The sequence below is a fragment of the Methylobacterium sp. V23 genome (assembly GCF_002917135.1).
GTDB lineage: Bacteria > Pseudomonadota > Alphaproteobacteria > Rhizobiales > Beijerinckiaceae > Methylobacterium.
The window spans coordinates 31,328-45,375 of sequence record NZ_PDHT01000007.1; the positions used below are offsets into that span (position 1 = coordinate 31,328).

Below are 14,048 nucleotides of genomic sequence, written 5' to 3' on the forward strand. Positions count from 1 at the left end.
CGCGCGGTCAGCGCAGGACGGAGGCGTAGTGGATGTCCTCGGTGAGGCAGGTCGACAGGCGCCACTCCACCGGCCGGTCCTCGAGATCGACGGCGACGCGGTCGACCTCGAGCACCGGAATCCCCGCCGGCACCCCCAGCAGGGGCGCCTTGTCGGGGCCCAGGGCGATCGCCTTCAGGCGCTCGTGCGCGGTGGCGATCGTGATGCCGAACCGGGTCGCGTAGAGGCTGTAGAGCGTGTTCGGGAGCTCCATCGCGGCCAGGCCGGGGAACAGGCTCGACGGGACGGCGATCGTCTCGACGAGGCAGATCCGTCCGTCGAGGGCGCGCACCCGCTCCAGCCGCACCACGCGCGCGTTGCGCAGGAGGGCGAGCCGGTCGCGCTCGTCGATGGTGGCCGCGGCCTCGGCGATCGCGACGACGCGGCTGGTCGGGGTGCCGGCGACCGCTCCGTCGGGGCGCAGCTTGAAGAAGCGGAAGACGCTCTGCTTGTCGTCGTGCTCGGCCACGAAGGTGCCGCGGCCCTGGCGGCGCACCAGCAGGCTGTCGGCGGTGAGCGCGTCGAGGGCCTTGCGGACCGTGCCCTGGCTGACGCCGAGCTCGGCCGCCAGCACCCCCTCGCTGGGCAGGATCTGGCCCGGCTGCCAGACGGCGTCGGCGAGGCGGCGCAGGAGCGTGTCGTAGACCTGCCGATAGAGCGGCCGGAAACCCACCGCATTCCCACCTGTGCGTTCCATGTCGGTGCGCCGCTGCTCCCCGGGCGTGGGCGGAGGAAAGGAGAGGTTTCCCAGCACGGTGTCCCGTCCCTCGTTAAGGCCGAGCCCGGCTCCGGGCAATCGGTCGATCCGCAGGGCCGGCGGCCGGGGGCGGGTCCCGCTCGGGAGCGCGGCCTTCATCGTCAGAGCGCCGCGATCTCGGCCACGAGGGCGTCCGGGACGCTGAGCCCCTCGGCCTCGGCCCGGGCCCGGAGGGCGAGGCGACGGGCCCCGGGCAGGCGGGCCCCGTCCTGCACCTCGATGGAGCCGGCGAGTTCCGCGAACCGGGCCAGCGCCCCGGGGCCGAAGGCATCCGCCGCGAGGGCGATGACGAGCTGCCCGGTGCCCGGCGGATCGCCCTCGGCGTCGAGGAACGAACTCGCCTCGCCGGCGAAGCGCCCGCCGGTCAGGCCGGCGGCGAGGAGTTCCACCATCAGGGCCAGCGCCGTGCCCTTGGCGTCGCCGAGGGGCACCATGGTGCCCTTCAGGGCCGCGGCCGGATCGGTGGTCGGCGCGCCCGCGGCATCGAGGGCCCAGCCCTCGGGGATGGCCTCGCCGCGCTGGCGGGCGGCCATGATCGCGCCGCGGGCGACCTTCGAGAGGGACAGGTCGACCACGATCGGCGGGCGGCCGGGCAGGGGGCAGGCGAAGGCGAGGGGGTTCGTCCCGAACACCGCCCGGGATCCGCCCCAGGGCGCCATGGCGGCGGGGGTGTTGGCCAGCAGGATCGCCATGAGCCCGGCCTCGGCCAGGGCCTCGACGGGGCGGCCGGCCGCGCCGCAATGGTGCGAGCGCCGGAGGCCGGCCGCCGCGACGCCCTGCTCCCGGACCATCGCCGGCAGTTGCTCCACCACGGCGTCGAGGGCCGGGTAGGCGAAGCCGTGGGCGGCGTCGACGGCGAGGAGGCCGGGTCGGGGCCGCGTCACCGCGACCGCGGCGTCGCCCACCACCTTGCCGGCCCGGACCTGGGCCGCATAGGAGGCCACCCGCGAGAGCCCGTGGCCCTTCAGGCCATCGGCCTCGGCCCCGACCAGGGCGCGGGCGACGCTGTCGGCGGCGGGCGGGCGGGTGCCGCAGCGGACCAGGGCCTCGCTGACGAGGGCGTGGGCGGCGGCGAGGCTCAGGGTGGTCATGGCGGTTCAGTCCTCGGCGAGGTGGCGGCGCACGGCCTGGGCCGTGACGCGGGACACGCGCACGTTCGATTCCCGGGTCACCCCGGCGATGTGCGGTGTCAGGATGAGGTTGGGCAGGTCGCGGAAGAGGGCGCCCGCGGCGGCATCGAGGGGTTCGTGCGGGAAGACGTCGAGGGCGGCCCCGCCGAGATGCCCGGCCCTGAGCGCCGCCGCAACCGCGGCGCCGTCGACCACCTCGCCCCGGGCGGCGTTGATCAGCACCGCCCCGGCGGGCATCCGGGCGAGGACGCCCGCATCGATCATCCCCCGGGTCTCGGGCGTGAGCGGCACGTGCAGGGAGAGGACGTCGCTGTCGGCGATGAGCCCGTCGCGATCGGCGCGCACCACCGGACCGCCGTCCGGCCGCCAGGCCGGGTCGTCGGCCGGCAGGAAGGGGTCGTAGGCCGAGACCCGCATCCCGAGGGCGAGGGCGCGACGGGCGGTCTCGCGGGCGATGGCACCGAAGCCGACGAGGCCGAGGCGCTTGCCCGAGATCTCCCGGCCCATCAGGGCGTTGCGCGGCCAGGTCCCGGCCGCCATCGCGGCGCTGGCCCCGTAGGCGCCGCGCAGGAGCAGCATGGCGGTGCCGATGACGTACTCGGCCACCGCGACGTCGTTGGCGCCGGTGGCGGGATAGACGGCGACGCCGCGGGCCCGGCACGCGTCAAGGTCGATGTTGTCGAGGCCGACGCCGAGGCGACCGACCACCTTCAGGTCGGGGGCGGCGGCCAGCAGCGCCGCGTTCACCTGGGTGCGGTTGCGGACCACGAGGGCGTCCGCATCGGCCAGGGCCGCCCGCAGGTCCTCGGGCCGGTCCACCAGGGCCGGGTCGTAATGTGTGGCGAACCCGCCGAGCTCGGCCGCGATGGCGGCCTCGTCCATGAACTCGGCGATCACGACCTTCGGCACGCGGCCGGTCCGGGTCGGGGGTGGGGTCAGGTCTGGGGGCGTCATATCTGGGGGCGTCATGGCACTGGGCCTCCGGTTTGCGGGGACGCGGCGCGTCAGGTGGCGGGGAGCGCGGCGGCCATCGTCCGGTGGCGGGCCGGGCTCGGGGCGCTGGGGGCGGGCGCCTCCTCGAACGCCTCGTCCGGCTCGTCGAGGCTGTCGAGGTCGGGCTGGATGCGCCCGTCGAGGACCGCGCGGGCATGGGCGAGGTCGATCTTGCCCTCCCAGCGGGCGATCACCAGGGTCGCCACCATGTTGCCGATGGCGTTGGTGATGCAGCGCAGCTCGTTGAGGATGCGGTCGACGCCGATGATCAGCGCGATGCCGGCGACGGGCAGGAGCTGGGACGCCTGCAGGGTGGCGGCGAGCACGAACAGGATGGCCCCGGCGACGCCCGCGACCCCCTTCGAGGTCACCAGCGCGATGGCGAGGATCCCGAGTTCCTGCTCCCAGGTGAGCGGGATGTTGAGTGCCTGGGCGATGAAGCCGATCGCCATGGTGAGGTAGATGCACGAGCCGTCCATGTTGAAGGACAGGCCGGCCGGCATCACCAGGCCGGTGACGCCCTTCTCGACGGAGAGACCGCCGAGCTTGGCCATCAGGCGCGGCAGGACAGATTCCGTGCTGGTCGTGCCGAGCAGGATGAACATCTCCTCGCGGACGTAGAGGAACAGCTTCCACAGGCTCAAGCCCACGTAGAACCGCATCACGCCGCCGAGGAACAGCACGATGAACACGAAGAAGGTCAGGTAGAGGGACAGGATCAGCATGCCGTACTGGGCCAGGATGCCGAGGCCGAACTTGCCGATGGTGAAGGCCATGGCGCCGAACGCCCCGATGGGGGCGAAGCGCATGATGATGCCCACGACCTTCATCAGGATATCGCCGAAGGCGTGGATGACCTTGAGCGGGAACTGCCCCTTCGGCCCCATGGCGGCGAGGCCCATCCCCACCAGCACGGAGAAGAACATCACCTGCAGGAGGTCGCCCTTGGCGAAGGCGTCCACGGCGCTGTGCGGGATGATGTTGGCGATGATCTCCATCACGCTCTGGGCGTGGGCCTTGCCGGCGATCGTGGCGACGCTCTTGGCGTCCAGGCTCTCCACCGTGGCGTTGATGCCGTCGCCCGGCCGCAGCAGGTTGACGAAGAGCAGGCCGGCGCCGAGGGCCACGGTGGTCGAGACCTCGAAATACACGAGGGTCTTCAGGCCCATCCGGCCGACGCTCTTCATGTCGCCCACATGGGCGATGCCGACCACCACCGTGCAGAAGATCACCGGCCCGACGACCATCTTGATCAGGTTGATGAACATGTCGCCGAGGATCTTCAGGCCGACGGCGAAGCCGGGGGCCAGCACGCCCACGACGATGCCGAGGGCGATGCCGATCAGGACCTGACCGTAGATCGATCGCAAGAAACGTATGGGCGCGGATCGTATCGGCGCTGATTGCATTGGCGTTCCTCCCACGCGCGCTTCGAACGGGATGCGCCGCTCTGCGGTCTTCATCCCTTCGCGAAAATTCCGCCTTCGCGAAAAATTCCGCCTTCGCAGAAACCCCGATGGCGTCGGGGCGGGACGCCGCGTTCCGGGCCGGAACGCGGCGGGAGAGGCCGCCGGTCAGGCGCTCCGGTACAGCTTCGTCATCACGAACTCGCGGTGGCCGAGGGATTCGGCGGCCGTGAGCCGTCCGTTCGCGGTCCGCACCACCATGTCGATCAGGGCGTCGCCGGCCTGCGGGATGGTCATCTCCCGGGTGAGCACGCCCGAGACGTCGACGTCGATGTGCTCGCCCATGGTGCGCACCGTGCGCGGGTTGCCGGTGATCTTGATCACCGGGACGATCGGGTTGCCGATGACGTTGCCCTGGCCGGTGGGGAAGGTGTGGACCACGTAGCCCGCCGCCGCCATCAGGGTCACGCACTCGGCCGCCGCCGAGGAGGTGTCCATGTAGTAGAGGCCCGGCCCCCTGGCGGGGGACTCGGCCGGCTGCAGCGCGTCGATGTAGCGGCAGTCGTGGCCGATCTTCTCGAGGTTGCCGAGCGCCTTCTCCTCGATGGTGCTCAGGCCGCCGAGGATGTTGCCCTTGGTCGGCTGGGAATCCGAGAGATCGTCGGTCTTGTGGGCCTCGATGACGTCGTCCTGGTAGGACTTCCACATAGCGAACCACTTGTCGCCGATCTCCGGCGTGGCGGCGCGCTCGCGGCAGAGGTGCTCGGCCCCGGTGATCTCCGAGGTCTCGCCGAACACGCCGTAGATCCCCTGCGGGATCAGCTTGTCGTAGAGGTTGCCCACGGTGGGGCAGGAGGACAGGCCGGTGGTGGTGTCGGACTCGCCGCACTTGGTCGAGATCCAGAGGTCCGAGATCGGGCATTCCTCGCGGGGCAGCTCGGTCGCCCACTGCACGAAGCGCTTGGCCTGGTAGCTCGCCTTGGCGATGGTGGCGATGTCGCCGTGCCCCTCGATGCCGAAGCCGACCACGGGCTTGCCGGTCTTGGCGATGCCCTCGACGATCCGGTTGGTCCACTGGTCCTCGATGCCGATCACCACCACGGCGGCGACGTTCGGGTTGGAGCCGATGCCGATCAGGGTGCGGAAGTGGAGCTCGAGATCCTCGCCGAACTGCAGGCGGCCGTAGGCGTGGGGCAGGGCCATCGTGCCCTTGACGGTGTTGGCGACCGCCTCGCAGGAGGCGTTCGAGAGATCGTCCAGGGGCAGGAGGACGACGTGGTTGCGCACGCCGACGCGGCCGTTCTCGCGGCGCCAGCCCATGAAGGTGGCGGCCTTGACGTCCGCCGAGGGGCGGGCGGCGCCGAGGGCGCCGGTGGCGAACTGGTCGGGGGCTCCGCCGACGAAGGGGGAGGTGGTCTCGGGGGCGTTCATGATCGTCTCTCCGGGCATCGCGACCTCACCAGCGCTTCGTCTTGAGGTTCTGGACATGGACGTGTTCGCCCTTGGCGACGTCCTTGATGATCTTGCCGATGTCCTGGCCGTACTTGATGGCCGTGTCGCCGGCCTTCAGGTCGGTGAGCGCCACCTTGTGGCCGATCGGGATGTCGTGGCGGACATGCACCGCGAAGGTCGAATCGTTTTCGGTGATGACGCCGAACGCATCGGTGTCGGCACCGAGGCCCTCGATGACCGCGACCGCGACGTTGTCCAGCGGGCTGTGGGCGAGAAGGTGCGGCTTCGTCCGCCCCTCGCCCGATCCGGCGTGGCTGTTCATTCCGAGATCCTCCTTGGTGAAGCCGTCGGCTCTTTGCGGCGACTGAGTCTTATATAAGACATGAGATTTTCCGGCGTCAATCCGGAAGGCGCCCCCCTCGTGTCAGCGGACGCGTCCGGAGCGATCCCGCCCGGGGAAACGCGCCGCCGGCCATCCGCTTCCCCCGAGCGGACCATCGCCTGCATCGACACCGGCTTGATCCCCGCATAATCTTATATAAGACATAAATACTCACGTTCCGCGGTCCGGCCGGTCCGCCTCCCGACGATCCCCGCAGACCGAGACGCCGCGTGAGCGAGACCCTCCAGATCGTCCTGTGCCTTGCCTGCGCCGGCCTCATCTCCGGCCTGACGGGCTTCGCCTTCGCCCTGGTGGCCTCCGGCACCCTGCTGTCGATCCGGGCGCCCGTCGAGGCGACCGCCCTGGTGCTGACCTGCAGCATCCTCTCGCAGGCCCTGTCGGTGATGCGGCTGCGGACCCTGCCGCCGCGGGCGACGGCCCTGGCGATGATCGGCCCCGGACTCCTCGGGGCGCCGATCGGCATCTACCTCCTCAACGATCTCAATCCCGCCCTGATCAAGGTGCTGATCGGGGTCTTCCTGATCCTCTACAGCGCCGGGGTGGCGCTGCTGCGCAGCGACTTCCGGGTGCCGTTCGGCAATGCCTGGAGCGACGGCGCCGTGGGCTTCCTCGGCGGTATCCTCGGTGGCATCGCCGGGCTGTCGGGCGCGCTTCCCACCGCCTGGAGCCTGGTGCGTGGCTGGGAACCGCGCATGCAGCGGGCGGTCTACCAGAGCTTCACCCTGGTCCTGCAGGTCTGGTCCCTGGCGATCCTGGCCGTGCTCAACCCGTTCCCGCCCGAGTTGCTGGGCGACCTCGCCCTCGGCCTCCCCATCGTCCTCGTCAGCGTGCTGGCCGGGCTGTCGCTGTTCGCGCAGATCGACCAGCGCCGGTTCCGCGCCCTCGTCCTGGCGCTGCTCGCCGCCATCGGCATCACCACCACCGCCCTGGCGCTCCCCGGCCTGCTGCCCTGAGGCGCCGCCGGGCCTGGCCCCGGAGAGGGGGGAGAAGACCGAATACCAGGTTGTCGGGACGCTTGATTTCGCGCGGCGTTTCTTCAGCTCGCCGCGAGGCGTTTCTTCCTGAAGCGTTCGCGATCCCCGGGCGGTCTCCGCGAAACGATCCAGCCGCCGCCGGATGCGCGGTCCGCACGCCGGGGCTTCGACGACGGCCCGTCCGCCCGCCCAAGGTTGCGCGCATCACGCAAAATTGTTGACGTGATGCGCGTTATGCGCAGAATGATGCGATTCGACACGATCGGCACCCGATGACGATCGACGCATCATCTTCAAAAGCGAAAAAATTGCGCGAAACGCGCACGGAGGAAACGCGCATGCAGATCCCGATCAAGCGGGCCATCGAGGCGGTGCCCGGCGGCATGATGGTGGTGCCGCTCCTGGCCGGCGCCCTGATCGCCACCTTCTTTCCCGGCACCCCGAAGCTGTTCGGCTCGTTCACCGGCGCGCTCTTCTCCGGCGCCCTGACGATCCTGGCGGTCTTCTACGTCTGCATGGGCGCCAGCATCGACTTCCGCGCGACGCCCTACATCATGAAGAAGGGCGGCACCCTGCTGATCGTGAAGGTCGGCATCGCCATCCTGCTCGGGCTGATCTTCGGTCAGGTCCTCGGCGAGGCGCCCGTCGCGGCCGGCATGTTCGCGGGCCTCTCCACCCTGGCGGTGGTCGCCGCCATGAACGACACCAACGGGGGCCTCTACATGGCGCTGATGGGCCAGTACGGCCGCCCTCGCGACGTCGGGGCCTACACCGTGATGTCCCTGGAGAGCGGGCCGTTCCTCACGATGGTGACCCTCGGGGTCGCCGGACTCTCGGCCTTTCCCTGGCAGACCCTGGTGGGCGCGATCCTGCCGCTCCTCGTCGGCATGATCATCGGCAACCTCGACCGGGAGATGCGCGCCTTCCTCAGCCGGGCGATTCCCGTGATGATCCCGTTCTTCGCCTTCGCCCTCGGGGCCGGCCTCGACCTGAGCAAGGTCTGGCAGGCGGGCCTGCTCGGTCTCGCCATGGGCGTCGCCGTGGTGATCGTCACCGGCATCCCGCTGTTCTTCGCCGACCGGCTCACAGGCGGGACCGGCGTCGCCGGGATCGCGGCGGCCTCGACGGCGGGCAACGCCGCCGCCGTGCCGGCGATCGTCGCCTCGGCCAATCCGGCCTATGCCGACGCCGCCGGGCCGGCGACGATCCTGGTGGCGGCCTGCGTCGTGGTCACGGCGATCCTCGTGCCGATCGCCACCGCCTGGGCCTCCCGGCGCTTCGGCGGCGCGGCCGACGTCGAGATCGAAAGCGAGGCCGGGAGCCCGGAGGTCGCGGCGCCCGCGCCGCCCGTCGCCGGCCGCTGACATGACCGCCGCCGATTCGGCCCGCCGCTGGCTCATCCTGGCCGACGACCTGACGGGGGCGGCCGATTGCGCCATCGCCTTCGGGCGACGCGGCCTCGACGCGGCGGTGACTTGGGGGGACGCCGCGGGCGTCGCCGACCGGGACCTCGCGGTGCTGGCCTACGATGCCGACAGCCGCGGCCTGTCCGGGGAAGCGGCGGCGGCGCGGCACGCCGACCTGCTGGGACGCTGGTTCGAACCGGACCGGGTCCTGTTCAAGAAGATCGATTCGACCCTCCGGGGCCAGCCCGCCGCCGAGACCGCCGCCACCATGGCGGTCCTGGCGGCCCGGACCGGCTCCGCCTTCGGGATCTGCGCCCCGGCCTTCCCGGCCACCGGCCGGACCACCCTGGAGGGCCGGGTCCGGGTGGACGGCCGCCCCCTCGAGGCGGCGGAGGTCTGGCGCCGCGACCACACCTACGCGAGTGCCGACCTCGGGACCGTCCTCGCCAGCGCGGGGATCCGCAGCGAGACGGTGCCGCTGGCGGCCGTCCGCGGACCCGGCCTCGCCGCCGACCTCGCCCGGATCGCCGCCGCGGGTCCGGCCGTCGCGGTCTGCGATGCCGAGACCGAGGCCGACCTCGGCCGGATCGCGGCCGCGGGCTTGTCCGTGGCGCCGGCCCCGTTCTTCATCGGCAGCGCGGGCCTCGCGCATGCGCTCGCCGGCCTCCCGACGGCGCCGGCGATCCCGCCCCGGTCGCACCCGCCGAGCCGCTTCGGCAGCCTGATCGTGGTCGGCTCGCTGGCGGCCGCCAGCCGCGCGGCCGCCCGCAGGCTTGCCGGATGCGACGGCGTCACCCACCTGCCCGTGGACTCCGAGACGCTGCTCGACGACGGACCGGGCCGTGCCGCCTTCGCCGGGCGCGTCGCCGCCATCCTCGAGGCCGGCGGCGACGCCCTGGTGGAGATCACCACCGCGGGCGAGCCCGACATGGCCCTCGGCCCGCGCCTGGCCCGGGGCCTCGCCGAGGCCCTCGACCCGGTGGCGGGCCGGATCGGGGCCGTGGCGGCCACCGGCGGCGAGACCGCCGCGGCGCTGCTGGCGCGCCTCGGCGTCGACGGCATCCGCCTCGTCGACGAGATCGAGCCGGGGGTCTCCCTCGGCCTGACCCTGGGACGGCTCACCGTGCCGGTCGCCACCAAGGCCGGCGCGTTCGGCGACGCCGACTCCCTCATCCGCATTCGCGCGCGCCTGCGCGCCGCCCGAACCGAAGGACGCTTCTCATGACCGGCCCCAGCTCCACCCGCCCGACCCTGGCGATCACCATGGGCGATCCCGCCGGCATCGGGCCGGAGATCATCATGAAGGCCCTGGCCCATGCCGACGTCCAGGCGACGTGCCGGCCCCTGGTCATCGGCGACGCCGAGCGCCTGCGGCAGGCCGGCCGGATCGTCAGCTCCGGCCTGACGGTCGATTCCCTGTCCGCGGCCGGGGAGGCGGACTTCGACGGCGGCGCGGTGCAGTGCCTCGACCTCAAGGTCGTGCCGGCCGACCTGCCGTTCGGGCAAGTCTCGCCGGTCGCCGGGGAGGCGGCCTACCGCTACATCGAGAAAGCCGTGGCGGTGGTGCAGGCCGGGCAGGCCCAGGGCATCTGCACGGCCCCCCTGTCGAAGGAGGCGCTCCACGCCGCGGGTCACAAGTTCCCCGGCCACACCGAGCTCCTCGCCCATCTCACGGGCACGCCGGAGGTCTCGATGATGCTGGTCTCGCCCAAGCTGCGGGTGATCCACGTCACAACCCATATCGGCCTCATCGACGCCATCGCGAAGATCGAGCCCGGCCTCGTCGAGCGCGTCATCGCCCGCGGCCACGCCGTCCTGGTGAAGGCGGGCATCGCCGATCCGAAGATCGGCGTCTGCGCCATCAATCCCCATGCGGGCGAGAACGGCCTGTTCGGGCGCGGCGAGGAGGCGGAGAAGATCACCCCGGCCATCGCGGCCTGCCAGGCGAAGGGCTGGGACGTGCGCGGGCCGCTGCCCGCCGACACGCTGTTCTTCCTGGCCGGGCGCGGCGACTACGACATGGTGGTGGCCATGTACCACGATCAGGGACACGGCCCGATCAAGGTCCTGGGGCTCGAGGCGGGGGTGAACATCACCGTGGGCCTGCCGGTGATTCGCACCTCCGTCGACCACGGCACGGCCTTCGACATCGCCGGCAAGGGGATCGCGGACGAGCGCAGCCTGATCGAGGCCCTGCGCCAGGCGGTCGACCTGGCGCCGAAATCGACCGCCGCCTGACACCGCGCCCCGCCCGCGCCGCGGCCGCCGATCCGGGTGAAACGCCCTGGCCAGCGGCCGCGACCTCGGCCATGACGAGGGACCGAAGCCGGGAGAGCCACGAACCCATGTCGATGCGCAGCCAGGAGCGTCGGGCGTTGCTGCTGGAGGCGCTGAGCGTCGGCGAGATCGACGTCGACGATGTCGCGGCCCGCCTGAAGGTCTCCGCCTCGACGGTCCGGCGCGACCTTCAGCACCTCTCCGCCACCCGGGCGGTACGCCGGACCTATGGCGGGGCGATCCTGACGCGCCATCCGCCCGAGACCACCCTGACCGAGCGGCTCGCGGTGAACGGCGCCGAGAAGCGGGCGATCGCCCGCGCCGCCCTCGACCTCGTGGCGGACGGGGACACGCTGATCCTCGATGCCGGCTCGACGGTGGCGGCCTTCGGCCAGCTCCTCGCCAAGCGGCGGCTGCGGATCATCACCAACAACCTCGCGCTGCTGCCCTTCCTGGCCGAGGCCCCGGAGCTCGACCTCGTCGTGCTCGGGGGGGCCCTGCGGGCCACCAGCATGAGCACCGTCGGCCCCCTCGCCATCGAGGCCCTGCGCCTGATGACGGCGGACCGGGCGATCGTCAGCGCCGACGGCGTCGTGGCCGGGCGCGGCCTGTGCGAGGCGAGCCTCGATCAGGTCGCCCTCAAGTCCCTGATGATGCGCCAGGCGCGCGAGGTGATCGTGCTGGCCAATGCGGGCAAGCTCGGCCGCGCCGAGCAGACCGCCTGGGCCCCCCTTCCGCGCGACTGGACCCTGGTGACGGATTCGGCCGAGCCACGCGAGCAGCTGCGGCGCCTGGCCGAGGCCGGCGCCCGGATCCACGTGGCGACCGACCGGGACGCTTGAGGCGCGCACCGGCTACCGCCGGGCCGTCCGCCCGGGCTAGGATCGCCCGCTCCTGAGCCGGAGGCCGGACCCGTGCGGCGACGCCTGATGAAGTTCCTCCACACGATGGGCTCGACCGGCCTGCTGGGCGCGATGGCGGCCCTCGTCGTCATGCTCGGCGTGGCGCCGCCGCCGAGCGCCCTCGACGGCTACGCCGCGGCGCGGGCCGCCATGGGGGCGGTCGCCACCTGGATCGTCCTGCCGAGCCTGGCGCTGACCCTGGTCTCCGGCCTGCTGGCCATGACCCTGAACCGCGGCTTCCTCAACGCGGGCTGGGCCTGGCTGAAGCTCGCCACCGGCGTGCTGATGTTCGAGGGCGTGCTCGTCTACGTGCAGGGACCGATGCGCCAGGAGGCGGAGCAGAGCGCCCTGGCGCTGGCGGGACGGGTCGATCCCGCCACCCTGGCGGCCACCCTCGGGCCGGAGCGCAACACGCTCTGGGTGTTGCTGGCGGTGGCCACCGCGAACGTCGTCCTCGGCATCTGGCGGCCGCGTCTCTTGCGCCTGCCCCGCTAAGGGGATCGCGGCCGGGCCACGACCCGATCCTGGCGCCCGGCTGGCAAGCGCGTCGGACCGCGCGGCTTCCAAGTGCTCCTCCGAGTTTCGCGCCGAGTGCCCGCCGAGTATCCCGCCGAATGTCCCGCGAAGGCTTTCTCGGAGCCTGTCTTGGTAAAAGCCGCGGTCACGCCAGTCACAGGACAGCATTGCGATCTGGCACCAGCGATCATCGGCCGGCGAGCCGTGTTGTGATCCGACATCGACCAGGTCAGGACTGGGTCCAAGCCCGTAGACGCGCCCGGCAATGGGTTTAATCCCGAAAAATCGCGACCCGTTGTAGAATTATTCTGCTTGCACGGGTTCGTGGCATACCAAATAATGCAAGTGCGCTGCCCGGCAAGTGAACCACAGGATTCGCCTCAGGCGTGCGGGCCGCATTCCAGCATTCCGACCGGGATATTCAGCACTGACTGCCCGGCCTTAAGCAAAACGAGGAACTCAGCTCATGGCGATGACGGCTGCCGCGCCCCCTATGACGAAACCTTCCGTCAATCGATGGTTGCAACTGATCCTCGGCGTGGCCTGCATGGTCGCGGCCGCGAATATACAATATGCCTGGACACTCTTCGTTCCGGAGATCCAGAAGACCTTCGGCTGGGATCGCGCGGCGATCCAGGTCGCCTTCACGATCTTCGTCGTGGTCCAGACCTGGCTGACCCCGATCGAGGGCTACTTCATCGACAAGTACGGCCCGAGCCGCGTGGTGCTGTTCGGCGGCCTGATGACCGGCCTCGCCTGGGTGATCAACTCCTACGCCACCTCGCTCACCGGCTTCTATGCCGGATCGGTGGCGGGCGGCATCGGCGTCGGTTGCGTCTACGCCACCTGCATCAACAACGCCCTCAAGTGGTTCCCGGACAAGCGCGGCCTCGCGGTCGGCCTCACGGCGGGCGGCTACGGCGCGGGCTCGGCCCTGACGATCATCCCGATCGCCAACATGATCTCGCAGGGCAGCTACGCCCAGGCGTTCTTCATCTTCGGGCTGATCCAGGGCGGCATCATCATGCTGGCGGCCCTCGGCCTGCGCGCGCCGGCCAAGGACGAGGTGATCTTCTCCACCAAGGTGCTGCAGACCCGGCGCGACTACACCCTGCGGGAGGCCCTGCGCACGCCGGTCTTCTGGGTGATGCTGCTGATGTTCACCTGCACGGTGACGGGCGGCCTGATGGCGGTGGCCCAGCTCGGCGTCATCGCGCAGGACCTCGGCGTGAAGGAATTCCAGGTCAACCTGTACTTCTTCGCCATGGCCGCGCTGCCCTTCGCGCTGATGCTCGACCGGATCATGAACGGCATCTCGCGCCCGCTCTTCGGCTACGTCTCCGACCGCATCGGCCGCGAGAAGACGATGTTCATCGCCTTCACCATGGAAGGCCTCGGCATCGTCGCGCTGGGCTATTTCGGCACCAACCCGTGGGCCTTCGTCATCCTCTCGGGCATCGTGTTCCTGGCCTGGGGCGAGGTCTACTCGCTGTTCAGCGCCACCGCCGCCGACACCTTCGGCTCCAAGCACATCGGCAAGATCTACGGCGTGCTCTACTGCGCCAAGGGCTTCGCCGCTTTGTTCGTGCCGGTGGGCAACCTGCTAATGCAGGCCACCGGGACCTGGGCGACGGTGCTCTACACCGTGGCGGTGATGGACCTCATCGCGGCCTTCCTCGCCATCGCCGTGCTGCGGCCGATGCTGAAGCGCCACCACGCCGCGCAGGGCGTCGCCCAGCCGGCCGGGGTTCTGGCCCACGCCTGACCCGGCCCGCGTCCCGGCCCTCGGGCCG

At 71.3% G+C, this 14,048-nt stretch carries 13 protein-coding genes; 7 read left to right on the forward strand and 6 right to left on the reverse strand.

The window, feature by feature from the left end; all coding sequences use genetic code 11:
• Positions 1–7: 7 nt before the first annotated feature.
• From CRT23_RS08795 to CRT23_RS08820, 6 genes are all read right to left on the reverse strand, one after another.
• Positions 8–895 (reverse strand): GntR family transcriptional regulator, encoded by an 888-nt coding sequence (locus tag CRT23_RS08795; RefSeq protein ID WP_245436071.1) that lies wholly within the window; start codon positions 893–895, stop codon positions 8–10.
• Between the two features lie 2 nt (positions 896–897).
• Positions 898–1,887, reverse strand: coding sequence for an Ldh family oxidoreductase (locus CRT23_RS08800; protein ID WP_103709389.1), 990 nt, complete (start codon positions 1,885–1,887; stop codon positions 898–900).
• A 6-nt stretch (positions 1,888–1,893) separates the two neighbouring features.
• The gene (locus CRT23_RS08805; RefSeq protein ID WP_181017300.1) at positions 1,894–2,835 is read right to left on the reverse strand and encodes an NAD(P)-dependent oxidoreductase; all 942 of its coding nucleotides are present in this window, start codon (positions 2,833–2,835) and stop codon (positions 1,894–1,896) included.
• A gap of 95 nt (positions 2,836–2,930) precedes the next feature.
• Positions 2,931–4,289 (reverse strand): cation:dicarboxylase symporter family transporter, encoded by a 1,359-nt coding sequence (locus tag CRT23_RS08810; protein WP_245436073.1) that lies wholly within the window; start codon positions 4,287–4,289, stop codon positions 2,931–2,933.
• Positions 4,290–4,493: 204 nt separating this feature from the next.
• Positions 4,494–5,645 carry a UxaA family hydrolase gene (locus CRT23_RS08815; protein WP_103709481.1) on the reverse strand — a complete coding sequence of 384 codons (1,152 nt, stop codon included), beginning with the start codon at positions 5,643–5,645 and terminating at the stop codon, positions 4,494–4,496.
• A gap of 136 nt (positions 5,646–5,781) precedes the next feature.
• A complete protein-coding gene (locus CRT23_RS08820; RefSeq protein ID WP_055950896.1) occupies positions 5,782–6,099 on the reverse strand; it encodes a UxaA family hydrolase in 318 nt (105 codons plus the stop codon).
• Between the two features lie 290 nt (positions 6,100–6,389).
• Between CRT23_RS08820 and CRT23_RS08825 the strand changes: the two genes are divergently transcribed.
• The 7 genes from CRT23_RS08825 to oxlT all read left to right on the forward strand — a co-directional run bounded on the left by CRT23_RS08825 (position 6,390) and on the right by oxlT (position 14,020).
• Positions 6,390–7,133 (forward strand): sulfite exporter TauE/SafE family protein, encoded by a 744-nt coding sequence (locus CRT23_RS08825; RefSeq protein ID WP_055950898.1) that lies wholly within the window; start codon positions 6,390–6,392, stop codon positions 7,131–7,133.
• Between the two features lie 359 nt (positions 7,134–7,492).
• Positions 7,493–8,518, forward strand: coding sequence for a 2-keto-3-deoxygluconate permease (locus CRT23_RS08830; protein ID WP_103709391.1), 1,026 nt, complete (start codon positions 7,493–7,495; stop codon positions 8,516–8,518).
• 1 nt (position 8,519) lies between these two features.
• Positions 8,520–9,785, forward strand: coding sequence for a four-carbon acid sugar kinase family protein (locus CRT23_RS08835; RefSeq protein WP_103709392.1), 1,266 nt, complete (start codon positions 8,520–8,522; stop codon positions 9,783–9,785).
• Complete coding sequence (gene pdxA, locus CRT23_RS08840; RefSeq protein WP_103709393.1) at positions 9,782–10,798, forward strand: 4-hydroxythreonine-4-phosphate dehydrogenase PdxA; 1,017 nt, start codon at positions 9,782–9,784, stop codon at positions 10,796–10,798. The genes CRT23_RS08835 and pdxA overlap by 4 nt, the downstream gene beginning before the upstream one ends.
• A gap of 107 nt (positions 10,799–10,905) precedes the next feature.
• Positions 10,906–11,679 (forward strand): DeoR/GlpR family DNA-binding transcription regulator, encoded by a 774-nt coding sequence (locus tag CRT23_RS08845; protein ID WP_055950907.1) that lies wholly within the window; start codon positions 10,906–10,908, stop codon positions 11,677–11,679.
• A gap of 87 nt (positions 11,680–11,766) precedes the next feature.
• A complete protein-coding gene (locus tag CRT23_RS08850) occupies positions 11,767–12,234 on the forward strand; it encodes a hypothetical protein (RefSeq protein ID WP_055950908.1) in 468 nt (155 codons plus the stop codon).
• Between the two features lie 514 nt (positions 12,235–12,748).
• Entirely contained in the window at positions 12,749–14,020 is a 1,272-nt protein-coding gene (oxlT, locus tag CRT23_RS08855) for an oxalate/formate MFS antiporter (RefSeq protein WP_055950911.1), read from the forward strand.
• Positions 14,021–14,048: the final 28 nt, after the last annotated feature.

Excerpts from the sequence above, each read along its gene's own strand:
- CRT23_RS08795 (WP_245436071.1), bottom strand. The coding sequence starts at position 895 with ATGAAGGCCGCGCTCCCGAGCGGGACCCGCCCCCGGCCGCCGGCCCTG.
- CRT23_RS08800 (WP_103709389.1), bottom strand. The coding sequence starts at position 1,887 with ATGACCACCCTGAGCCTCGCCGCCGCCCACGCCCTCGTCAGCGAGGCC.
- CRT23_RS08815 (WP_103709481.1), bottom strand. The coding sequence starts at position 5,645 with ATGGGCTGGCGCCGCGAGAACGGCCGCGTCGGCGTGCGCAACCACGTC.
- CRT23_RS08820 (WP_055950896.1), bottom strand. The coding sequence starts at position 6,099 with ATGAACAGCCACGCCGGATCGGGCGAGGGGCGGACGAAGCCGCACCTT.
- CRT23_RS08830 (WP_103709391.1), top strand. The coding sequence starts at position 7,493 with ATGCAGATCCCGATCAAGCGGGCCATCGAGGCGGTGCCCGGCGGCATG.
- CRT23_RS08835 (WP_103709392.1), top strand. The coding sequence starts at position 8,520 with ATGACCGCCGCCGATTCGGCCCGCCGCTGGCTCATCCTGGCCGACGAC.
- pdxA (WP_103709393.1), top strand. The coding sequence starts at position 9,782 with ATGACCGGCCCCAGCTCCACCCGCCCGACCCTGGCGATCACCATGGGC.
- CRT23_RS08845 (WP_055950907.1), top strand. The coding sequence starts at position 10,906 with ATGTCGATGCGCAGCCAGGAGCGTCGGGCGTTGCTGCTGGAGGCGCTG.
- CRT23_RS08850 (WP_055950908.1), top strand. The coding sequence starts at position 11,767 with ATGAAGTTCCTCCACACGATGGGCTCGACCGGCCTGCTGGGCGCGATG.
- oxlT (WP_055950911.1), top strand. The coding sequence starts at position 12,749 with ATGACGAAACCTTCCGTCAATCGATGGTTGCAACTGATCCTCGGCGTG.